The 23,183-nt window shown below is 33.9% G+C and carries 24 protein-coding genes; 13 read left to right on the forward strand and 11 right to left on the reverse strand.

The genetic code is table 11. From position 1 onward, the window contains the following. Positions 1 to 142 precede the first annotated feature (142 nt). Positions 143 to 1,117 carry a Gfo/Idh/MocA family protein gene (locus tag AC4G3O_RS00420; RefSeq protein ID WP_140461454.1) on the forward strand — a complete coding sequence of 325 codons (975 nt, stop codon included), beginning with the start codon at positions 143 to 145 and terminating at the stop codon, positions 1,115 to 1,117. A gap of 69 nt (positions 1,118 to 1,186) precedes the next feature. On the opposite strand, the gene AC4G3O_RS00425 is transcribed toward AC4G3O_RS00420, so the two are convergent. Next, complete coding sequence (locus AC4G3O_RS00425; protein ID WP_066103850.1) at positions 1,187 to 1,390, reverse strand: hypothetical protein; 204 nt, start codon at positions 1,388 to 1,390, stop codon at positions 1,187 to 1,189. A gap of 302 nt (positions 1,391 to 1,692) precedes the next feature. Between AC4G3O_RS00425 and AC4G3O_RS00430 the strand changes: the two genes are divergently transcribed. Next, positions 1,693 to 2,652 carry a YsnF/AvaK domain-containing protein gene (locus AC4G3O_RS00430; protein WP_066103848.1) on the forward strand — a complete coding sequence of 320 codons (960 nt, stop codon included), beginning with the start codon at positions 1,693 to 1,695 and terminating at the stop codon, positions 2,650 to 2,652. A 46-nt stretch (positions 2,653 to 2,698) separates the two neighbouring features. Here the strand turns inward: AC4G3O_RS00430 and AC4G3O_RS00435 are convergent, their stop codons facing one another. Continuing rightward, positions 2,699 to 3,130 carry a MarR family winged helix-turn-helix transcriptional regulator gene (locus tag AC4G3O_RS00435; RefSeq protein ID WP_066103845.1) on the reverse strand — a complete coding sequence of 144 codons (432 nt, stop codon included), beginning with the start codon at positions 3,128 to 3,130 and terminating at the stop codon, positions 2,699 to 2,701. 6 nt (positions 3,131 to 3,136) lie between these two features. Then, positions 3,137 to 3,619, reverse strand: coding sequence for a glutathione peroxidase (locus tag AC4G3O_RS00440; RefSeq protein ID WP_066103844.1), 483 nt, complete (start codon positions 3,617 to 3,619; stop codon positions 3,137 to 3,139). Positions 3,620 to 3,773: 154 nt separating this feature from the next. On the opposite strand from AC4G3O_RS00440, the gene AC4G3O_RS00445 reads away from it, so the two are divergent. From AC4G3O_RS00445 to AC4G3O_RS00455, 3 genes are all read left to right on the forward strand, one after another. Next, positions 3,774 to 4,430: a hypothetical protein gene (locus tag AC4G3O_RS00445; RefSeq protein WP_066103842.1), complete on the forward strand. Its 657-nt coding sequence runs from the start codon at positions 3,774 to 3,776 to the stop codon at positions 4,428 to 4,430. Positions 4,431 to 4,451: 21 nt separating this feature from the next. Next, the gene (locus AC4G3O_RS00450; RefSeq protein ID WP_066103840.1) at positions 4,452 to 4,643 is read left to right on the forward strand and encodes a YkvA family protein; all 192 of its coding nucleotides are present in this window, start codon (positions 4,452 to 4,454) and stop codon (positions 4,641 to 4,643) included. A gap of 266 nt (positions 4,644 to 4,909) precedes the next feature. Further along, complete coding sequence (locus AC4G3O_RS00455) at positions 4,910 to 5,134, forward strand: NINE protein (protein ID WP_066103838.1); 225 nt, start codon at positions 4,910 to 4,912, stop codon at positions 5,132 to 5,134. A 113-nt stretch (positions 5,135 to 5,247) separates the two neighbouring features. Here the strand turns inward: AC4G3O_RS00455 and AC4G3O_RS00460 are convergent, their stop codons facing one another. From AC4G3O_RS00460 to AC4G3O_RS00475, 4 genes are all read right to left on the reverse strand, one after another. Beyond that, the gene (locus AC4G3O_RS00460) at positions 5,248 to 5,982 is read right to left on the reverse strand and encodes an exonuclease domain-containing protein (RefSeq protein WP_066103835.1); all 735 of its coding nucleotides are present in this window, start codon (positions 5,980 to 5,982) and stop codon (positions 5,248 to 5,250) included. After that, entirely contained in the window at positions 5,969 to 6,961 is a 993-nt protein-coding gene (locus AC4G3O_RS00465) for a DUF294 nucleotidyltransferase-like domain-containing protein (RefSeq protein WP_491135633.1), read from the reverse strand. The genes AC4G3O_RS00460 and AC4G3O_RS00465 overlap by 14 nt, the downstream gene beginning before the upstream one ends. A 58-nt stretch (positions 6,962 to 7,019) precedes the next feature. Beyond that, positions 7,020 to 8,294: an ammonium transporter gene (locus AC4G3O_RS00470; RefSeq protein ID WP_066103830.1), complete on the reverse strand. Its 1,275-nt coding sequence runs from the start codon at positions 8,292 to 8,294 to the stop codon at positions 7,020 to 7,022. Positions 8,295 to 8,440: 146 nt separating this feature from the next. Next, positions 8,441 to 8,770, reverse strand: coding sequence for a MerR family transcriptional regulator (locus AC4G3O_RS00475; protein WP_066103828.1), 330 nt, complete (start codon positions 8,768 to 8,770; stop codon positions 8,441 to 8,443). Positions 8,771 to 8,996: 226 nt separating this feature from the next. Here AC4G3O_RS00475 and AC4G3O_RS00480 point away from each other — a divergent pair, with 226 nt between their 5' ends. From AC4G3O_RS00480 to AC4G3O_RS00500, 5 genes are all read left to right on the forward strand, one after another. Further along, entirely contained in the window at positions 8,997 to 9,299 is a 303-nt protein-coding gene (locus AC4G3O_RS00480; RefSeq protein ID WP_066103826.1) for a MerR family transcriptional regulator, read from the forward strand. Between the two features lie 223 nt (positions 9,300 to 9,522). Then, complete coding sequence (locus tag AC4G3O_RS00485) at positions 9,523 to 9,651, forward strand: hypothetical protein (protein WP_257469042.1); 129 nt, start codon at positions 9,523 to 9,525, stop codon at positions 9,649 to 9,651. A gap of 592 nt (positions 9,652 to 10,243) precedes the next feature. Then, positions 10,244 to 11,203: a hypothetical protein gene (locus tag AC4G3O_RS00490; RefSeq protein WP_491135634.1), complete on the forward strand. Its 960-nt coding sequence runs from the start codon at positions 10,244 to 10,246 to the stop codon at positions 11,201 to 11,203. Beyond that, on the forward strand, positions 11,181 to 13,139 hold the full coding sequence (locus AC4G3O_RS00495; RefSeq protein WP_491135635.1) for an McrB family protein: 1,959 nt from the start codon (positions 11,181 to 11,183) through the stop codon (positions 13,137 to 13,139). Before AC4G3O_RS00490 ends, AC4G3O_RS00495 begins: the two co-directional genes overlap by 23 nt. Further along, positions 13,123 to 14,931: a hypothetical protein gene (locus AC4G3O_RS00500; RefSeq protein WP_491135636.1), complete on the forward strand. Its 1,809-nt coding sequence runs from the start codon at positions 13,123 to 13,125 to the stop codon at positions 14,929 to 14,931. Before AC4G3O_RS00495 ends, AC4G3O_RS00500 begins: the two co-directional genes overlap by 17 nt. Positions 14,932 to 15,154: 223 nt before the next feature. Here AC4G3O_RS00500 and AC4G3O_RS00505 read toward each other — a convergent pair whose 3' ends face one another. The 3 genes from AC4G3O_RS00505 to AC4G3O_RS00515 all read right to left on the reverse strand — a co-directional run bounded on the left by AC4G3O_RS00505 (position 15,155) and on the right by AC4G3O_RS00515 (position 16,448). After that, the gene (locus tag AC4G3O_RS00505) at positions 15,155 to 15,337 is read right to left on the reverse strand and encodes a hypothetical protein (RefSeq protein ID WP_066103818.1); all 183 of its coding nucleotides are present in this window, start codon (positions 15,335 to 15,337) and stop codon (positions 15,155 to 15,157) included. 359 nt (positions 15,338 to 15,696) lie between these two features. After that, positions 15,697 to 15,945 (reverse strand): hypothetical protein, encoded by a 249-nt coding sequence (locus tag AC4G3O_RS00510; protein ID WP_066103816.1) that lies wholly within the window; start codon positions 15,943 to 15,945, stop codon positions 15,697 to 15,699. A gap of 116 nt (positions 15,946 to 16,061) precedes the next feature. After that, positions 16,062 to 16,448, reverse strand: coding sequence for a hypothetical protein (locus AC4G3O_RS00515; protein ID WP_139891935.1), 387 nt, complete (start codon positions 16,446 to 16,448; stop codon positions 16,062 to 16,064). Positions 16,449 to 16,698: 250 nt separating this feature from the next. Between AC4G3O_RS00515 and AC4G3O_RS00520 the strand changes: the two genes are divergently transcribed. From AC4G3O_RS00520 to AC4G3O_RS00530, 3 genes are all read left to right on the forward strand, one after another. Further along, positions 16,699 to 16,863 (forward strand): hypothetical protein, encoded by a 165-nt coding sequence (locus AC4G3O_RS00520; protein ID WP_175354257.1) that lies wholly within the window; start codon positions 16,699 to 16,701, stop codon positions 16,861 to 16,863. Between the two features lie 351 nt (positions 16,864 to 17,214). Continuing rightward, positions 17,215 to 17,745 (forward strand): hypothetical protein, encoded by a 531-nt coding sequence (locus AC4G3O_RS00525; protein WP_491135637.1) that lies wholly within the window; start codon positions 17,215 to 17,217, stop codon positions 17,743 to 17,745. Positions 17,746 to 18,165: 420 nt separating this feature from the next. Further along, on the forward strand, positions 18,166 to 19,275 hold the full coding sequence (locus AC4G3O_RS00530) for a metallophosphoesterase (protein WP_491135930.1): 1,110 nt from the start codon (positions 18,166 to 18,168) through the stop codon (positions 19,273 to 19,275). A 698-nt stretch (positions 19,276 to 19,973) separates the two neighbouring features. Here the strand turns inward: AC4G3O_RS00530 and AC4G3O_RS00535 are convergent. Further along, positions 19,974 to 23,108, reverse strand: coding sequence for an Eco57I restriction-modification methylase domain-containing protein (locus AC4G3O_RS00535; protein WP_491135638.1), 3,135 nt, complete (start codon positions 23,106 to 23,108; stop codon positions 19,974 to 19,976). Between the last annotated feature and the right edge of the window lie 75 nt (positions 23,109 to 23,183).

The following is a 23,183-nucleotide window of genomic DNA, read 5'->3' on the forward strand; positions in this document are numbered from 1 at the left end:
ATATAGGATAAAATAGTACATCATGATTGGTGTGCTATTTTATTTTGGGTCTTTCCACTACTAATTATCTCATCTATGATTCATTTATATTATAATGAATGTAAATATTCTATAAATTAAATAAACGAAATTGAGGGATTCTATGAAAACAATTCAGTGGGGTATTATTGGACTTGGTAACATAGCAGAACGTTTTGCGAAAACGGTGAAAGCAATGGATGGCGTTACTTTAAAAGCAGTCGCCTCCAGGACGAAGGATCACGCGCTCGAATTTGGCCGAAAATACGGGGTTGAAGAAAAATTTTGTTATGGTACATATGATGAGCTAATACAGGATGAACAAATTGATGCTATTTATATCGCTGTTCCACACCCATTTCATAAAGAAAATGCGATTCGTTGTTTAAACCATGGAAAAGCCGTGCTTTGTGAAAAGCCTGTTACAATGAATAAAGAAGAAGTTCAAGAAGTCATCCATGCTGCTAAAGAGAATAAGGTCTTCTTTATGGAAGCGATGAAATCACGCTTTATGCCAATTAATAAAGAAATAAGAAACCTCGTCAAGGAAGGTGTCATTGGAGAGCCTACTTTCATGAGAGCGGAACTCGGTTTTAAAGGGGAATTTGATCCGAAGGGGCGCATATTTAACCGAGAACTTGGCGGAGGAGCATTATTAGATATCGGGATTTATCCTATCTCATATTGCGCTTATTTACTTGGAAATAAACCAAAATCGATTCAAAGCTCATTACAATATGGAGTAACAGATGTAGATGAAAATGGGACTATACAATTAAGCTATGACAATGGATCGTTTGCTCAAATTTACTGTACGATAAGGGCAAATACACGAAAAGATGCAAGTCTATTAGGCACAGACGGCAGTATTTATATACCGTATTTTTCAAATGCCCAGTCCGCAACAATCACCACCCCAAATAAAGAATGGACGATTGAAGAACCTTTCGAATTAACTGGATTTGAATATCAAATCCGTGAAGTAGGCCGATGCCTTCAAGAAGGTGTGCTTGAGAGTCCACAAATGACTTGGCATGATTCTATTGAAGTCATGGATATCGTTGATCAAATATTTGCTAATAATGTTTTAAAAGGATGAGAGGAGAGCCAATTAGGCTCTCTTTTTTTAGAAGATTTATTGGTTACGAGGTGTATGAAAATGAGTAATTTAAGACAAGAAAATGGGTAGAAGGGTCACGATTAAGCCAACCACTAATAAAATTGTCCCAAAAATACGAGATAACAATTCTTCGTCACCTGAAACACCGTTCCACAAAACAAGATTCACTAAGAAGAGGGCTTTATTCCTTAATACTAAAAAACCAATAAACATAATAAAAATACCAATGATTAAGACTGCTAAAGTCTCCACATTCATTCACCTCCGAAATATTCTTCACACTCTTCTTTGTTTATTTTAACATAAATATCCAGTTTACTTTATGAGAATTAAGGATTGAGAACGGGTGTTTATTTGCCAGATTCCCCTAAAAAGACAAAGATAATAAAAAAATTTCAATAAAATAAAAACGAGAACCTACCATATATGCAAAAAAACACTTGACATAATCAGGGTGTTGATTCTCACTTTATTGTTTATTGATTTCCAGTGTGGGTATATTTTAACTGTGAAGCAAATATTATCCGAACAAAAATTGCTAGGAGGAATATAACATGAATAAAACAGTTTATGGAGTTTACACACAAAGTGCAGAAGTCGTACAGGCTATTAATAGTTTGAAAGCAAAAGGGTATGATAGTTCTGATATTACTGTAGTCGCAGATAATGCAGATAAATTAGATTTGATGGGAAATTACACGATAGATAAAGATGTTAAAACAGTATCAAATGATGAAGATTCCTTTATGGATAAAGTAGCAAAATTCTTTACATTGGATACTAATAATCCAGTTGAAGAGAAAATGAGAACGGACTATGGTTTTACTTCTGAAGAAAGTGCACGCTATGCAGAAGAAGTGAACAACGGAAAAGTTTTAGTTCTTGTTGATCAAGATGCACAGCTTGGAGATACAATTGGCATGGATCGTACTGAAGATGTGAATTCAGGAGCAAATGCTTCTGCCGCTCTTAATACAACTGATCGTTTGGCAAATGATGATACACTAACTGACGAAGAAAGAAGAATTAAACTTCGCGAAGAACGATTAAACGTTGATAAAAATGAAGTGAAAACTGGAGAAGTAATTGTTAATAAAAAAGTAACGGAAACACAAAAAGAAGTTGAAGTACCAGTGGACCATGAAGAAGTTTATATTGAGCGACGTAAAGTAACAGATCGTGATACGACAGATCAATTGGGTGCTATCACTGACAATGAAGAAATTCGTATCCCTGTAACAGAGGAAAAAATAGAAGTGACCAAAAAGCCAGTTGTAACTGATGAGATTGTGATCGGTAAAGAAAAAGTTACAGATACCAAAACCGTTCAAGATACCGTTAAAAAAGAAGATGTTCAGGTTGACAAGGATGGTAATCCATTTGTAAATGATCATAATACAACTACTCGTATGGAGGGTACCTCTGTACAGGATTCTTCGTTAACAGACGAAGATACAGACCGTTTAACTGCAAAGCCATATCAAAAAAATAAGATTGATACTGATAATCTTTAAGAGTAATATAAAAAAAGCTGTCTCATTGAGACAGCTTTTTTTTAGCTTAAAGACTTTTTAACTTTGCATTGAGTTTATTTACGTATTCCATCAATGCTTGATACTCCTCGATTTCTAATCCACATTCCTCAATTTTCGACTTAATGGAATCAATGATATTATTTTTTTGCTTATATGCTTTTTCTTGCAGAGAGATCAGCATCATGCGTTCGTCCGTCTTAGACCGTTCTTTTATCAGCCATCCGCTATGCTGCATCCTTGAAATAATGGGATTTAACGTCCCAGTTCCCATATTCAGCTTTTGTCCAAGCTCTTTCATTGGAACTTGATCTTGCTCCCATAAGCTCAATAATACTAAGTATTGAGGATATGTTAAGCCAAATGGCTTTAAAACATTAGAATATAGCCTCGTAAATTCATTGGTAGTTTCGTGTAAAGCGAAGCATAACTGTTTATTTAATGTAACTTCCTTCTCCATAACCTATCACTTTTCCAATTCTTCCATGATATCTTTCGTAATTTTTTCGGGAGCGGTGGTTGGAGCATAACGCTCGATAACCTGACCTTTTTTATCAATTAAAAATTTAGTGAAGTTCCATTTAATTTTTTTGCTAAGGAGACCTTTCTGTTCAGTCGTTAAATACTGAAAAAGCGGGTCAGCATGATCACCATTTACATCAATCTTCGCAAAAATTGGGAATGTAACTCCATAGTTTATTTGGCAAAACTCGGTGGTTTCATTAATATCATCATATTCCTGACTATTAAATTGGTCGCATGGGAATCCTAATACCTCAAAGCCTTGGCTGTTAAATTTTTCGTATAACTCCTGAAGTCCTTTAAATTGAGGCGCCAGCCCACATTTACTGGCTGTATTAACGATAAGGAGAGGCTTGCCTTCATATTCTTTCAAAGACTGCAATTTGCCGTTTGTCTTTTTTACTTCAAAATCGTAAACACTTTTCATCGTATTCCTCCTTTTATATCGTGTACGATATAATTATACAATATATGGTAGGGTGAAACGAATTTTAAAGCTACACGTATAAGGTAATAGAAGGAAATAGACAGTGAAAAGTATAGCTGGTAAACTATTATAAACTTAATAGAGGTGAATTATTTTGGGAAAACGATTGGCGTGTATGCATGCACATCATTCAAATATTCATTATATTGACGGGGCATTCTCACCCTATGAGGTAGACCTTGTACACTTTGTGGATCCAGGTTTAATGAGTCGTTTAACTCATGATTTATCTTTTCAAAAAGAACAAGCTGGTATGAAAATTGCAGAACAAATAAACTGGATGGAGAGCTGTCAGGTAGATGGGATTCTTCTGACATGTACAAATTATATTGCTCTGTTACAGGAAGAACATGTAACATCCAAACTACCAATATTTAAAATAGACGAGCCTTTTTTCGAAGCAATCTGCGGGGTTACTGAACCACAGACTATATTCTTTTCGAATCCAGGAACTGTAAAGGGAACGATGGACCGACTTCATCAATATGCTGCTATAAAGGGAAAGACATTACCTATTAATGTTCATGTTATAGAAGGTACATTCGATTTAATGATGAAGGGGATGACTGAACAATATAACGAAAAAATAGCGGAATATATTACGTTATATCGTCAAAAATCTCAAGATATCCTATCAGTTGGTCAACTATCTATGTATGATGGTGCTAAACAAACAGGTCTTGAGATTATTAATCCGTTGGATACGCTGGTAAAACCGATCGTCCGTGGACTAGGTTTAAATAAAAGCTAAAATAAAAATGGAGGTAATCCTATGCTGAAAAAATTATCGAAGAAATCAAAATTTGCTATCGCTGCTGCCGGATTATATTTAGTATTACCTACAGACGTAATACCTGACTTTATTATCGGTTTCGGCCAAGTGGATGATTTAGCCGTAGCGGGCTATGTTTTTAAGACAATCTATGAAGATCTTAAAAAATCAAAAAAAGCTATTAATCAGTAACTAAGTTGAGAATATCTGATAAGGAATGTCCCGCAATTCAGTGTTCGTACGAATCAGATGAGGTTTATGAAAACTTACTGATAAGCTAATTAGCATTGAGAACTGGTTGTTTTCAGATGCGTACTGTAAAAGTGGTTACTCCTTCTAGTATTATGTATAATTGTTAAATTTAGCAGGTAGACATAGCTGTTTGCTTCTTTCATAATGATGGGCGAAGGCTATGAATACTTGATATTATACATAATATAGAGAAAGAAGGACTTATTTTGAGAGCACAAAGAAAATCATTTGGAATCGCGTTACTACTATGGTTTCTTCTCGGAAGCATTGGAGCTCATAGAATGTATATACATGAACGTATCCATTATATCTTTTGGTATTGGTTAGCGGTTATGTGTACATTTTCTATCATTCTATGGATTGATCTGTTTAGATTGAAAGGTATGATTGATAGACAGTATTACTACGACCGCGGTAAATATGGGGTTTAAATTTATGTAGTATTTAATGCTAGAGGGGGTTAAGAACCCCCTCTTTGTAGTTTTATTACACTCAATTTATTTTACTTAATAGTCTAAATGGATTATTAAAAGATATATGGCCCTTACCTATATCTGGCTATGTGATTATATATTTCACTAAGGTTTTTAAAACCTGCTTCCTGGGCTTTTGATAGATAATAGCCCCATAAGCGGGCCGTCATGAAGGCATCTCCCAATGCGTGATGTCTATTTTTGATTTCTATCCCGCATCCAGCACATAAGTCTTCTAAGGCATTTGAGCTGCTGACGGGATTAAATAGTTGTGTTAAGAAAGAAGTATCAAGGATTCTATGCTGGAATTTTGTTCGAGTCACGTCCCAAGTGAACTTGTGCATAAAGCTTTGCTCATGCTGAGAATGATGGGCAACCAGACTTTTAGTCGAGACAAATTTAAAGAAATTCATCAGGACATCTGAACTCTCCGGAGCGGCTTGAAGTTCTTTACCTGTAATATTCGTTAGAGAAGTAATTTCAGGAGATAAAGGGATGTCCGTCTTAATCAGTGAATAGAAGCTTTCTTCAGTTAATATCTCACATCCATGCATTTTCACAGCACCTATAGAGATCATCTGATCACCTTTGTCAGGGAAAAATCCTGTTGTTTCGATGTCAAACACAACCACATCAAGCTGATCAAGAGGACAATTTAGATCGTCCTTTTTACGCGCTTCCTTTTCTAGCTGTCGCATAAAAGAGATATTTTGCGGAGTTGCTTGCCCCTGTACACCGGCGAGTACGTTCGAACTGATCTTACCGCTCATTCCTCTGAAAAATTCGATAAAATCATTCATTCCCATTCTGATCACCCTTTGCCGCAAGCATTTTCACATATTCAGTCAGTTGAATCCCATCCTTGATTATGTCCTTAACATTTTTCTTTTCTACTTTCGATAGCTTATTCACAGCCAAGTAATGTCCGGATTCATAGTCTGTATGAATTCCATAGACCAGCCGATATGTTTGTAGTTTGGCAAACTGATTAGCATATTTTTCTCGATTTTGTTTTGGTAGAACAGAATCCGGTACACCTTTAAGCCTATCGATAGTGGTGGTTGCATTTAATTTTTCATTGATTGCGAGAATTCTTCCGGCATTCACATATGGGTATATAGCAGATTCCTTTATATTTAAACAGCCAGAATATGGGCCGTGAGTTTCTAAAAGTAACTGTCCGAATACACCAATCGTTTTTTTTATATGCATTGTATTATCCAGGATACGGGTTAATAAATGTTTTTCATCAATTAGTTGATAAGAATACTGTTTTAATTGCCGTATAAACCTTTCCTCGCCCAGAAATGCTCGACTATCCATAAAAGTAAGCAAATAACGGATAGATTCCCATGACGCATCATCTATCCAATCATTTAATTGATGCATCCACTGATTGTATGATCTGCACCAGAAAGGATTACTTGCCATCACTTTACCTTCACAAAGGCTATATCCAACTTGCATTAACCCCTCGGATATTTCTTTCCCCAGCGATAAGAAATAATTTCGCACTTCTGGATGATTGTGTTCAAAAATGATCCCATGGTCCTGATCGCTCCAGATACCTTGTTCTTTTCGACCGGCACTTCCCATAACAAAAAAGCAAAAAGGGGAGGGAGGAGACCCAAATATTTGGGTTGTCTTATTAAAAGCTATCGTGATGGTCTGCCTTATAATCTCGTCATGAAGCAAATTCAGTTCATCAGGGCTTAAGGTTATTGAATTAAATTGCTGTTTTCGATAAGCCCATATTTTTGAATAGTCCTGATTTTCGGTTTCCATTCAGACGCTCCTTAATGGAAATGATCCCCTGAACTAAGCACAGTTCAGGGGATACCATTTACATGATAGATTTATCAGTTGTTTCATTTTTAAGTAATTCAGGGTAACCATATGCGCCATGTTCACTCATATCCAATCCCATTATTTCTTCTTCCTCCGTAACACGAAGGCCGCGCATCACTTTTTTCATACCTAATAAAAGAATATAGGATACCAGAAAAGCAAATGCTCCGCATACAACGACACCCAAAGCTTGAACACCTAATTGGCTAAAGCCGCCGCCGTAAAATAAACCAGCTTTTCCGACAGTGGCCAGCTCTTTTGTAGCAAAAAAGCCAGTGGATAAGGTGCCCCATATCCCAGCAGCTCCATGAACGGAAAGAGCATAGATTGGATCATCAATTTTTCGAGCTTCAAAGAAACGGATGCTATAAAATACTAGAATTCCAGCAACAAATCCAATAACTACGGATGCCCAAGCTTCAACGAATGCACAGGATGCCGTAATGGCAACCAGACCGGCTAATGCTCCATTTAACATCATGGACACATCTGCTTTCCCCATGACAATCCAAGAAATAATCATGGCAGCTATCGTTCCAGCAGCCGCGGCAAGATTCGTATTAACTGCAACAAATCCAAAGAATCCTGCATCCACTGCTACCGTACTGCCGGCATTGAAACCGAACCATCCAACCCAAAGCAATAAAACACTTAATGCTGTGTATACTTGGTTATGTCCATATAAGTTATTAGCTGAGCCATCTTTATTAAATTTACCGATACGCGGTTTCAAATGGATCGTAGCTGCCAAAGCTGCCATGGCACCAGTTAAGTGAACAACAGTGGAACCGGCAAAATCTTGTTTACCATGATCAGCTAACCAGCCACCGCCCCAAATCCAGTGAGCGATAGGAGGGTAAACAAGGGCAGAGAATAAAACGGCGAAGAGTACATATACACCCATTTTCGCTCGTTCTGCAAATCCCCCAAAAGCAATAGTTATCGATATTCCGGCAAAGGCTGTTTGGAATAAAAAGAATACGGCTCCAGATAAACCAACACCATCGAGATCATACCCAGAGTAAAAGAAGTCAGATAAACCAATGAATTTACTTAAACCAGCTCCATCCCCAAATATGAATCCAAAGCCTATTGCCCAAAAGACAATAGAAGAAATTCCGAATGTAAGAATCGTTTTACCTGCGATATGTCCAGCATTTTTCATTCGAGTGGATCCAGTCTCTAGCAGGATAAAGCCACCAATCATCAAGATGACTAACACTGCTCCCACCATCACCCAAAGGCTATTCATTAAAAAAATCGTATCCATAATTCCACACCTTCCTAAGTAAGTTTTCCTTTACTGTCTGTATTGTCGCATCATCAGGGATTGGAATTCTACAACCATGTAAGGAAACCTAACGTGGTTTTTATGGAAAGGAGTGGAAGTGTATGTGCAGAAGGAGATAAACCGGTCTAGTTGTATTTTTGAACACCAAATTGAGCATTTAATTGCCCTTGAATCATTTTTTTGTGCGTTTTAGCTGCATCTTCTTTTTTCTTTTCTCTAAGCATTTCTTGCCTGATCTCATAGGTCTGTATGCCGTCTTCAATTTTTTCAGCTATATCCATTAATAATTCTATATCTGTAAAAGAATATTTCCGACTTCCGCCATTGTTTCTAGCAGGAAAAATGAGTTTACGTTCTTCGTAATAACGGATTTGCCTTTCCGATAACCCAGTTAATTCTTTGACAACACCGATTGTTATGACTTTTTTATCTTTATATGAAGTCTCCTGGCTCACCTGCAATCCCCCTAAATATAGTAAAATGTACCTTGATATTATCTCACATAGATAGAATTAAAAATACTGAAAATTCAAAAATCAACATCAAAAAATTCTTGATAATCTATGCAGTTGTAAAAAATATATGTCAGAACATCTCCCAAACACCTTGAGATTAACTGTAAACAAGTAATAATCAACTATATAGCAGTTCATATAGCCTTATTTAGGGGGGGAGGGAGCTATGTCATCATATAAGGATAAGAAGGTTATATCTATAGGCATTGTCAGCGAACTAACAGGGATCTCCCAACGGAAAATTCGTTATTACGAGGAACGCGGATTGATTTTTCCCGAAAGATCAATTAAAGGAATTCGCAAATACTCATTTCAAGATGTAGAGACCTTAATGAAGATTGCAGAAAAAATGGAAGAAGGTGTACAAACAGCAGAAATTAGAAACGATATGCAACGCAGAAAAATTCGGGATGAAATGATTAAGGGTCAATTAAATGCTCATTTTCGTTTTAGGAACTCAGATAAATAAATGGTATTCCATATAAACAAAATTCGGGAGTATTTGTCATCATTTTTAAATCAAAGACTACTAGGTATTTGTATATGAAGTGAGAGACTACTCTTAGAACAAACCTTTTTATGCGTGTTTTGTTAATCGCAAACATAAGAATATATTCAGCTATACGAAGTATATAACCGCTGAACTTTGGACACTCTGTTAATATTAGAATATGAATTAACAGAAGAGAGAAATGAAGCGAGTATATCAAATTTCTTTAGGCGACCCAATTGGCAACAGTATGATTATAAACGGCAAATGGTACAAAGACGCAAGGGACGCATTGATAGCGCGGATCTCGTTAATTGCTGCTTATGAATAAGTATATGGTGTGAAAATTGCTTGTGATGATTCAGGAGAACTTCATAGAAGGGTAGATAATGAAAACTCTATATGTATCAACGAAGGTCGAGTTACCGGAGCAAGCATCCCTGTAATGAACGAAGCATATGTTCAGGTAGAGTGGCAAGATGTAACAGATGATTTTCCTACATCTGAACCAAAGTTGCCTGAAAAACCAATAACTTAAGAAGAAAAGTTCATTATTGAAAATCTTAATGACTTTTTCATTCAAATAGATAACGGTGAAATCATTATCAACAGCCACAACTGAAACAAGACAGTAATTAAGTTGACTATTGCTCAATATCCAAGTTAAATCTCATTTTAAAAACCTTCATTACTAAGATGATGGTTTTTTTGTTTTTACACTCCTGATAAACTATAACACTTTTGCAAGGCAGCTCGGTGTTCTTCTATATGTCTTTGCAACTACTCTATATATTTATGAAACCACTTTCTCTGAATTTGAACCTCCGCATAATAAGGTATCTGAATAGTTTGTTAATATCGAATTTATTAAAAATAACTTTTCTAGTATAATTTAAGTAAGCGGCAGAGTTAGGAGGATGGCGATGTATGAGCTTTTTTTAAAGATAATAGATAAGCTTGATAGCAAACAACTAGAAGACATATTCAGAATTAACAAATTGCGCGTTAAGGGCTTTCGTATTAACGGCCCATCAAGCCCTACCAAGACAAAGACAATGAAAAGGATACTTACTGAAGTATCTGAAGAAAAATTGATAACTTTATTAAAAAAAGCCGCTGAGACATATACAAAAGAAAAAAATAGAGATTATTCTTGGGCTTTAACATCTACCATTGATGAAAAAATGTTAACAGAAAAGATCGAGAATACTAGTATCGGAGAAGTTGCTTTCGCGTTGATTTTCGGGGATAAGGTTAGCTTATTAGAAAAGTATCTAGGAGATTCACAAAATGACAACATAGCATTCAAAAAAACAGAAGAGAAGACTAACGAAGAAGAATCACTAGTCAAAAATCTTCGATCCATTATCACCAAACTAGAAGAAGAGAATAAAAGATTACAAGATATAGCGATGAAGAGAAGAAAAGCTGTTTTAACACAAGAACACGAAAACAAAGGTTTAAAAAAAGATTTAAAATTAGCCAAAAAAGAAAACCAAAGATTAGAGAATGTACTTACGAAATTAAGAGAGGAATTGAGGCAGTTCGAGATAGAAAACGAAGAACTAGGCAAACTGAAGCTCTTGTTTTACGGAAATGACTCTTATAGAAAATGTATAGATTCTAAAGTGACGACTTTAGATTTTTTAAATTATGAATATGCGAGTGGAGGCATCGATGAGATAGAGGACTATAAAAATTATCATAAGTTAGTCGTGCTTTCTTTTACCCTAAACAAAAAAGAAGAAGCGAAATTAATTGCTTCAAAAATCTTTAAATACTTTGGAGAAATAGGAAATGCACTGTTTATTGACTCTCTAGAGAATTTTGACCAGTACATTGGAAGAATGGAGGGTTATTATGACCGAAACCAAATGGTTTGAAACAAAATTCCTTGGCAAACTACAGGACACGGACCATTTCTTATTAACGAAAGAGAATTCAATCATACGCTTTCCAATCAAAGTGATTTCTAATCCACCAGAAAATATAACAGATGATATAACTAAGCGAGTAACCAGTTTTTCAGGGGAGTTAGAAAACTTAGGGTTTACCGACGATAAGGACTTAACACCTGAAGAAAGATATAAGGAATTGACCGATTTTTTAAATGTACATTATCTAATGTTCAAAATTAAGGCTAAGTATAAAGAAAATGACCAAACCTTTTATAACGCATACGACTTAGAGGTTGTTAGAAGGGAATCAAACAACGATCATACGTATTTTCCAATCCCTTTTATTCGAACTAATTCAGGTAAAAAAACAGTAGATGTTATCCAAAAGTTAACGAACAACGAATACGTCCAATCGTACTTTTCACTATCTAAAGAATCCGAGGACTACCCTTCGTTTGTTTTGATAGGTGAGTACAAATCTAACCTTGTTAAGGAACCATTTTCGGAGCCAAAACTTGATAGGTTATATGCGTTCGGTCCTATTGAAGGGATTGAGTATTCGGAGGAATATCAATTTAAATTTATCACGAATAAAGAGAATACATATTATAGAGAAATCAGTTTAAAGGAACTAGGAGAGTATTACTTATCTAAAGGCAAAGTAATGTTTGTTACAGGCGAAAAGGATAATGAGTTTAGAGAATCCTTGATATCAAAAGGACGCAAAGTAAGTCCTCAAAAAGCCAAATCAAAAATCGAGGATATTAATGAACTAGAATTTTTGAAAGTGTTCGAAGAGGTTGCATTGTCAAAAAACCTACTTTATACACCTTTAGATTTGTATAACTTCCATACGGCTATGAAGAACAAAAGCCTTGTGATCTTAGCTGGGTTGAGCGGAACAGGGAAATCACGTATCGTACAGTGCTATCACGAAGCTCTTAATAAATTTGCCAGCAAGGGCAGCGATTATTCAAACGTCAATAAAAGTAAGTTGCTATTCGTTCCTGTAAGACCATTTTGGCAGGACGATACGGATTTATTAGGATACCTAGACAGCTCTCAAGGCATATATAGACCTGGGGAGTCAGGGTTAGTTGATTTCATCATCGAGGCAAACAACAACCCTGATGAATGTTACATCGTTTGTTTAGATGAAATGAACTTAGCAAAGGTGGAGCATTATTTTTCCCAGTTCCTATCCGTATTAGAGAGAGAGCCTGATGATAGACACATTAATTTATATAGCAGTAACTTAAACGGGCGTGTTTATAACCAAAACGTATATCCGTCTGAAATTAAACTTAGTGAAAATCTTTTGTTTGCGGGTACGGTTAACATCGACGAATCTTCATTCCAATTTTCAGATAAGGTGCTTGATAGAGCCAATACGATTTCACTTGGACTATGCCCATACAAAGATGTACGGGAAAAACTTGCAACTGCCCTTAACGAAAAGAAAGAGTCACCTAAAGGGGAAGTTGAGACTGTGGAACCTTTAAGAACCTTCATTAAGCTAAAAAGTATGCAGAAAAACCATAAATACAGTGTATTGACTGCAGAAGAGATTGATATCTTGTGGGAAATCAACCGCTTAATGCAGGAAGCAACAGACCAAATTGGCGTAGGATATAGGATTGTTAACCAAATTGAAGAGTATATAGCGAATATCCCTAACTCTCCGCAATTTCCTAGAAGCAAAGCATTCGATTTGCAACTAACACAAAGGATTTTGCCGAAATTAAGGGGTTCCCAAAAGCAACTCGGAGCGCTGATTGGTAAAATTCAAAACGAAAAATACGAAGAAGGGCATCTTTATAAATTGTTAAACAACAACCGAAGTATTTCTGATTTTGATTCAGCAAAAAGAAAACTAGTCAATTTAGCTAAGGAGCTAGATGAGTATGGGCATACCATTTAACTTGCTCTTTTTTTCGGATAAGAACACTGTAGGAGACTTGGTTATTAGTTTTTCAACTGATTTAGAAGAAGCTTTAAAAAATCTTGAAGAGTATAGTTACTCCTGCACCGAACTGTGCGATTTAAGGGTTAAATTTGAATGCAACCAACCGGACGCTAAGTTATGGATCGAAATAATGGATATGTTGCCCGAAAAGTCATTTAGAGATTCTGAAACCGTGTTTTTTCATCCTTCGCAAGAAATCAGAGGTCTCTACTTAAATTTTGAATCTGATTTCAATACGGATAACCTTAATTTCAGCTGTCTTTTACCTGGTGTGTACAGAATGGTAGTCACTGTTCACGATGAAGAGTATTATGCTTTCTTGAAAGTGACCCCTTCAAGGATCCACGTAGAACAACTAAATTTAATGAGGGGAGAAATCGAAGGAACCTTAGTGGACCTCGCTAAGGAAACAGCAGTTAGAAGAAATTTTGCTGGGTTTGAAAATGATTCAACCAATGAATCTATAACCCGCAAATACGACTTCTTAATTTCAAACTCAGTGGCTTTGATTAACAACATCAATTTAATATTACGAGAGCCTAGATTTAAAATAACCAAAAAATATATGTATAAATCGTTAGGACAGCCAACGCGGAGCGACCTGAAAACGACCCAATTAAAGCAGAGCAGACACACTTCCACCCACAAGGTTCCTAGCTACGATTATATAATTGACTACAATCTTTCGATAAACAGCAATTTAAAGAAGATGTTAGAAGAATTTTTAGACAGCATTTTCTTGGTAGAAAAATATGTGAAGAAGAAAATTGTGTCTTTAAAAAATGACTTGGCATTGCAAAAAAGATATAAATCTCCAACAGATATAATCGATAAAAAATTAGTGATTGAAAAGGAACGATTGGAACAATTTAAGAAGCTAAAAGCCAATGTTATTTTGGCTTTGGAGGAAAATTGGTTTGAAAATGTCGATGCACATATGAATAATCAAGAGAAATTAACGCGATTTCCCTATTATCGAACCATATATTCTTTGTATTTGCAATTAAACAAAGGGAGCACGTTTACGATCAACCCTTTCAAACACTACATTTACTATTGGAAAGAAACATCAAAGTTATATGAAATTTGGGGATTTATTAAACTGTTATTAATGCTTAAGAACAACAAATATTTAAATTTCAATGAAATCTCGGGTTGGATATTTGATCATAATGACGATTCGATTTATCCATTCTTAGACCCAAACACGAAAATAACTCTCAGAAATTCTGAGGGCCTCGTATTGAATGTTTGGTACGATTCGTTTATTTCTAAACCACCCGAAAAAGCCGATACATTCGATAACCCACTAATCACTGTGGAAAAGAGCAACAGACCGGACTTTAGGATGGATATTTATGACCAAGGAGTGTTTAAAGGGAGCGTCTTAGCGGATTTCAAATATAGATCTTATGACAAACTGGGCACTCTAGGCGTTTACACTCGTAATCGCGATAATAACCAAGGCTATAAGGTGTATTCTCAACTCGTCAATTATTCAAATGTGAGGTCGTTTTACTACAACACCACCCGTAAAACGAAGTATGCGAATCCAGCCATTAAGAGAGTGTTTGGCATATTTCCACAGAAAGAGAACAAATCTAATTTTTTTGAATCTGATGACGCAACCACAATCATCAGATGTTCTCTTTCACCAGGAGTAGAATTCAAGGATATCGAAAATGAATTTTTGGACATTATTGAAGAAGCTACAGGACGCGAATTGGAGAGAGGAAAGGGAATATAATCACGAAGTATACTATTAAAAAACCACATCTCAGATGGTGTGGTTTTATTCTTTTACTTTTATAAATTAACGCATTTTTGTAAAGCTGCTCGGTGTTCTTCCATATGTCTTTGCAACTTCTCCAATTCCCCTTGGTGCTGCCCCAATTCAACCTCGTGATAGAGTTTTTCTATTCTTGATACATCTTTGGGTAAATTTTAAATCGTTGATGACTTAATGACCCCTACATTGTTTTGGATATCGGGAAACGCACACCCTCACAAACAAAAGCGTGCTCTGTTTCTTCCAGGACTTTATGTATTGTTGTTTTTAATGAACAAATGGTGATTGTTACTTTAACAATTTCTTTGACCCCGTTTAATTGTTCTCTCTTGTATTGAATTAATGTGTGTACGGTTCCCCTCATAGAAATTCCACTTCATTCCTTTAATTTTCATCAGTATACTGCCTCTTCTGGAACTTCCTGATGATTAATCAAAAAACGATACTTAATAAATCGTTTGTAGATTAATTAAAGTAAGAAAGACAAACCTAGCTTCTATTGCGATATAACTAAAATACTGCGAAATTTACTCATAGCTTAAACATTTATCACATGTAAAACCTTTATTTGAACGAATTGAACTAGTTTAAATCGAGGAAGAATTGGAGCGGCTGCAACAGCAAATTTTATCATAAACAAAAAGGGCATAGCGGATTTTCTATGCCCTTATCATATGAATACATCTATGATCTATAACGGATTGTCTTAGTAATAATTATGTTTTATCCTATCTGCTTTTTTTGTTTCGCAGTAATGAACATAATCTCCAATAAAGCAAGGGAGATACCGCGTCTATCCTCAACTGTATAATGCATGGATATATCATGCTGTAATGGGCTATTTTGCACAGTACGTAGAAACTCCTGGCCTCTTGATCCAAAATTATTCTGTAACTCTTCATAGAGCTGATCACGCAATAAATCCAGTTGGATAATCATTTCAGCCAGTTGCCTTTCATTCTCTATTCTCATACTGTATCATCCTTCCACCTTATTAACATAGTTTATTATAAGTGTAGAGGATTCATATAGATCTGTCTTTAATCTTGTTAACCTTTCTAACGCACATTTTTCTTAATATCTGACCGTTATACTTCTTTCACTGAAATAGCCTTGGAGTAAGTGATTAGCTTGCAGCTTTCAAAATCCTCTTCCTTAAGGAAGCCAAGCTTAATAGCAGCATTCATCTTTTCTTCATCTGGGATTTTCACTGTTTTAATTAATTCATTCATATTTAGTTCTTCTAATTTATATACAGTTGGTACAGTACTGTATTTTTCATATTTGCGTATCTGCCTTTGAAGCTTTATACCATTGTCGATTAATTCACCTTTATTATTTGCACCTACATGATGATCAAAATACGTATGAAAAACCTCTTTCAGTTTTTCCATTTCCATTTCAATCTCTTTTTTCTTCTTGTTGAGCTCATTAAATCTCGTAATCATATCAGCAGTGATAAGAGTATTATTCATATGATCCCTCCAAATTAACCTGTTTACTATAGGTTATTTTGGTAGAGAAGAGAATATGTCCTTTGAATAAGAGAGAACTAAAATAAAAAGCTACATCGAAGATAGATCCGAATACTGCAAATTTTTAACTTATTTAATTATAAGTGATTATGTAAAGAGAAGCGGGAGATTAAAGGACATGCTATAAACAAGCATACATAAAGGGTTACCTGGTAAACCTATATGTACATAATATATAGGAGGTACATATATGAATAAGAAAAATAGTAAAGCAGAAATAGTAGGAAAAGAAAAGGAAGAAGTGAATTCAATAGACCCCACGTTACAGGATTCCTCATTTGATATTGAATTAGAATATGAAGTACCACCAGAACAGCCTTATGAAAAGAATCGGATTAATACAGAGCATTTGTGAATGGCCGTCTTTTATTGTTAAGAGACATAGAAAGAGATCACCGGGTTCGGTGAACGGGTAGAAAAAAATAAATAACGGATTAATTAGGGAAACTTCATCTATCATTAATGTTTTATTGAATTTACACATCAACATCAAAAATACGCATACAACTTAACAACACCCCATAGATTTTTGCGGTGTTGTTAAAACACGTGCCGATACCTTTCTGCATAAAGCAGTTCCTCTTACACTGATTTGATGCTTGATCAAACCTGGCAGAAAACAGGAAACACCCATATTAAAATGGTAAATAAATACATTTAAAGATATAATCAGATATAGGAAGTTTGCCAAAAGGGGGAGGTTTATGTGAAAAAACGACTGAGTGATGAATTTGCAACTGTTTTATTTACTTTACTTCTATTAATGTTAGTGGGTTGTACCGAAGAAAAGGAAGCGAAAACACAAGATGAAAATATTCAGACCGTTGAAGCTGTATTACAGAATAGTCTTACAGGTCCAAGTGATGAATTAAAACAAATAGTGGATCAAGAAAGCGAAGAGAAACTTGCAGCTTTACGGCAATATGAAGAAAAGCTATTTAAAGATTATTTTGCAAATGAAACATCATATACGGAATTCGTTAATCGCTACGGTTCAACAGTCATGATAGAACCAATAAAAAATGATTACCAATTGCAAATTAAAAACATTGACTACGAAAAGGTAGATGAAAAAGATAGCGTGTATGATTTCTCAGTAGAAATACAGCTCCAAAAAGAAGGTTCTGAAAGTTCAAAAGATCAAATCGTGACTGGGCAAGCCAATTTAAATGATGAACATAAAATTGAAGTGATGTTAATCCGTTTAGAAGATCTATATAAATCTATGATTAATTAGCGGTTGAATCTAAAGTAAGTTCGTCATATTTGCTACTAGTTATTAAATTCATGTAATTAGTAAAGAAAATATAAGTTTAATAATATTAAATTAATCTGCCTTTTAAAGTAGGAATCATACTTTTAGGGCATTTTTTATGGTTGAAATTATTTCAGGTTTAACAAAATGCCGTAATAAAGTTTATTGAACTATGTATATAGTGGGATTTAGAGAAAAAGAACCATGTAATTAAGGTATTACATTCACATTAACAATAGTTTGGTCAAGATGTGTCCTCCTAAATAGAAGGGATGCTTCATCATTGTCTTTTTATGTAGAAAGAAGGAATTTTTTATTTTTATATTGAATAATAAAGAAGGTTTACTTAAAGTGGAGCGGGAGCAAACTGAGCACACAAAATAAGGGATGGAGTGATTTATAATCGATAAAATAAAGTCTTTATCTTTACCTGATTATGCTAGAGTTGTTGTTATTTCAGATATACACGGGGAAATAGATTTATTAAAAAGTTTATTGAAAAAAGCAGATTACAACAGGGAAGATTATTTAATCATTAATGGAGATCTTTGTGAAAAAGGAGCTAACAGTCTTGCTGTTGTAAAATATATTATGGAGTTATCAGAAGAAAATCCTAAGGTATATGTACTAGAAGGCAACTGTGATACTTTAGTAGAGAACTTATTAGAAGAAGACCCTTGGTTACTAAATTACATATCCAAAAGAAAGAATACATTGCTGAATGATTGTCTAAAACACTTAGGAGTTAATATGGATACCATTCGCAATATATCTGAATTAAACGAGATTATAAAGGAGAATTTTTCATCTGAGTTTAATTGGCTTAATGATTTACCGACAGCAATAGAAACTGACGATTTTATCTTTGTACATGCCGGTTTAGATTCTGTTCAAGATTGGAAAATGACTAGCAGAGAAAACGCCCTTAGAATGCCATCTTTCCTAGATAAGGCTCATCAAGCAAATAAATTGGTTTTTGTCGGTCATTGGCCAGTAATCAACTATCCAGCTGAAATTCCTTCCCACAATCCAATTATGGATTTTGATAAGAAAATAATTGCAATTGATGGGGGAAATGTTATTAAGGAAACTGGTCAATTAAATGCTTTAATTATCAATAAAATGCCGCTCGGAAATGAGTATTTCTACACATATGTAGACCGTTTCCCAAAATGTGAGATTATAAAAGATTATAAGATCAAGGCTGATCCCAAAATGACAGGCTCGATATCCTATCCTTTATTTGAAATATCCCCAATAGAAGAAGGGGAGTATTTCACACTTTGCAGACAGCAACAAACCGACAAATTGATTTATATCAAAAATGAATATATAAAACAGCATGAAGATGGAGGCTATAAAGTTAGAACGGATGTCTCCTGTGCTCAATTAAACGTAAATAAAGGAGATATTGTCTCTATATTGGATAATAATTGTGCTGCGTATACATTAATAAAAAAAGATGGTTTGGTAGGCTGGATACCAAAAGAAGTTCTTTTGGAGACATTATAAAGGTACCGAATTATTCCGCAGATCTCATTAAAAAACATGAGATCTTATTTTTTTTGCAGCAATAAAGTTGAATGAAGCGATGACGGATATAAAAGTCTTAAGTAATTTTTATCGATCGCTACTAATTTAGAAGGTTTATAAATAAACGAGAAAAAAGTTGCCATAATAACATTATGTAAACTAAAAAAGAACCAACGTAAATCTGGCAACAAGACTATAAAATCTAATTTCTAATGATTTAAAACTAAATCTAAGTACAAGTTAAACAATTATAAGTTAGTTCAAGATTTATTATTTACTACAAAGAAAGAATAAAAATTCTATAAAAAATTATGTTCAACATCAACTTAAAAAACAAATTATTAAAACAACTAGGGATATAACGAATAAATAAATTATATAAATGAATTAAAGAATTAAATATATAATTAAGATCTACATTTGAAAATTTTTCTATTTTGTCTCAATTGCTAAAGTAATCTTGATTAATGAGACACTTGTTTAATTGGTTTTCACAACTTCCTATAATATATATTATGTAAACTAGAAAAAATACACAATGATTAGAGGTTTCCCCTAGTGACTACTGACATAATTGTGTTGCCTTAACTGACACAAATGTGGTGTCTTATCCCTCTATCTAAATTAAACAAAAAAAAGCCCCGATTATTGGGCTCTTTAGCTATTTGATTCAAATATCAAAACAAAGATGAATCGTTTTTATATTGTTTGAAGTATTCGTTTATAACCACTGTTTCTTTTGGATCTATTGAATATAACGAGTAAATTTGTTCATCGATTTCGTTATCCAAGCCTATTATATCCCTCTTTAAATTCGCTAACTCTGCTTGAATAGGAATGAAGAAATCATAAAGTTCAGCTCTTGCATTAAAATCAATATTTACCTTTAAACTTTTTAATTCATCATATAATGTTTTTATAGGGTAATCATAGAATTCGTTTATTTTGTTAGTGGTCTTAGATAAGTTAAATTCTGCTTCAAGCATGGCGATTGCTTTGTCCTTGATTTGATTAAACTCTTTTAATTTCGTCATTAAGTAGCTGACCTTTTCAGCAATTTGTATTTGTGTGCTTTCGTCAACTATTTTAATTGGTAAATCTCTCAGTTCTGTCATAGTTGTTTGACGGAAATCATCCTTTGTTGCAATACTAGAAAAATTTATGTAAATATACGAAAGTAATTTACTGTTCATAAGCGCTAGTACGTATAAAGGATTGAATGTTTCATCAGTAACGATAAATGGGTTAATGTCTTTTTTAGCGACTAAATCTTCGTATATAATTGTTGCCATTAGTCTGTCTTGACGATTTACTATTCGTCTTATAAATATTTTAGGGTTACCTATATAATATTTTATTAAACTTTTTCTTTTACTTAGATCAATAAAATTTCGTTCATTAATTGTATGTGAATATCGATATGTTTGACCGTCTTCTAAAAAAGGGAAACAATATTCATTTATACACCTGTTATAGTAACTGTACTGACTTTTAACAGGTCCTTGTGTTGAAATTGTTATATCGCCTAGTCTTTTGAATTGTCGCGAGTTTCTAAGCTGCTTATCAATCTTATTGTACAAGTTATATGCAGATAATCTAGGGAATATCTTGAAATTCTTATGAAAGATATAATTCTTTATCTCTATTTTATCCATAGCTATATCATGTAATTTAATTTTATTTAGCTTTTCTCTATTTTCATATTGGTAACCAAAATAATAGTTAGCATTATTTAAATATTTAGTTGCAACGAATATACAAGTGTCTACATAGGCATCAGGAAATATATCATAAGGTAAATTAATTATCCTCTCTAAAGAAAGATTCTCGCTAAATAATTTCACCCTGTAATTAATATAATTAGGGCCGGTTTGCCATGTTACTGGAACTATAAGTGATAAATATCCATTGTCATTTAGAAGTTCAGAACATTTTATCATAAAAATTGTAGACATATCCCACTTGTTTTTTAAGAATTTTTGATATCTGTCATGTAAATAACTTCTTTCGTCTTTTGGGATAAATTCCATAGGAATATAAGGTGGATTACCAATTATAATATCAAATCCGCCATTTTCCATTATTTCTTTAAATTTATCATTCCAGTGAAAAGCTTTACCCTTAGCAATTTCATCATTCTCAATAACAGAATTACCTACAAGTATATTTTCATTTAAAGATGTTAAAGGTTCATTACTATTCGCAGTTTTTATCCATAACGAAAGTTTTGTTATTTCTACGGATTCTTTATTTAAATCAACGCCATATATGTTATTTTTTAGTATCGATTTATCAACATCAATTAGTTCAGACATTTCAAGAGTCTGTTCAAGAGCTCTATCTTCAATAATAAATTCTAGTGTTCTTATATGTTTTGATACAAAAGCATTTTCTGCGTATAAAAAATCATAGGCCTTATTTAAAAAAGCACCACTGCCACATGCTGGATCAAGAATTTTTATTTTTGATAAAACCTCTTTATAAGCAAGCCAAAAATCAATATGTTCCTGTATGTACCTCTTTCTCCAACCCTTATCTTCTGTCTTATTCCAATCGACTAAGTTATTTATACCAAGCTTATTTTTTTGGTTATTTAGCCAAGTTCCTATTGAATGTTCCACAATATATTCCGTAATGTAATCCGGGGTATAAAATATACCTTCTAGTTTTCTTGTACTGTTATTTTCATTTTTTAAATCTTCGATATCATTGATTGATTGTTCGAATATATGTCCAAGAATGTTGACATCAAGATCAGTGGTAAAATTATAATCAAAAAATCTTTTGATTTCAGAGAATACTCTGTTCGGTACATTTAAATCGTCCAAAATAGAATCATGTTTAAATAATTCTCCATTAAATCGGTTGATATTAAATTCCTTGTTTCCACGGTCTATGTCTCTAAAAAGATTCTGCAAATAAACCCATATTGAGACCCTTACAGCTTTTTCCCCTTCTTCAATTGAATCTTTTAATGTTGTTGGTGGTAATAAAGTCAAATCTTCGCAAAACCGAATAAAGAGTATTCTATCCAGTATCTTTTGAGCTTTTTCCAACAAAACAAGTTTATCAATAGCGGGATTTGTATTGACTAACTCATCCCAGAGATGTTTTCTTAATTTACTATAAAATGTATAAAATTCATTTGTTATAAATTGCTGCTGAATATATCTAATCTCACCTAGTTGTTCAACTATTGACTTTGTTTTACTATTATCAGCAATAAGATTTTCTTTATTGAGTAAGAAATGAAATCTTTTAAATTCAGTTTCATTTTCGGCCAATTCACTTAAGATGAATCTTTCATATGTCGCTTGATATCGACCATATTGGAACAAACGTATTTCATAAATATTTGAGAGAATAATCCATTTGCAACCATCATATTTAGATGCGTACAAAAAAGCTTGATCAATAGGTGTGCCGTAGCTTTTATTACCTCTGTTCTGATTTAAGTCTAGTTTAACTTTTGGTCCTTTTAATTCAACCACCGCAGAAGTACTTTGTTGATTCATTGTATAAGTTCCTAATATAGCATCAGGAACAGTTGAATCAAGTTCAGTAGATTTTTCGATTTCTATTTCCCAAGTTTCTCCCCCTGCTGTAACTGTGGAGTATCCTAAAATTTTCACGAAAATATCATTTAAAAATTGGCTTTGTAATTCTTTTTCAGTTGAGTTAATAATTATTTCTTGATTTTTAACCCAATTTTTTAATATATCCATGGATGATTCGATATGTTTAGGACGGTGCTGTTGTATTTCTTTATTAATTATCCGTGGGTCAAATAATAATGTTTGATTTCTTTCCATTTGACTCCCCTTTCTCTACTTGTACCATTACAATTATTTTATCATTAAATTTACTTCTTTGAACAAGCCAAAGAG

Source organism: Bacillus sp. z14 (2026) (genome assembly GCF_058313575.1).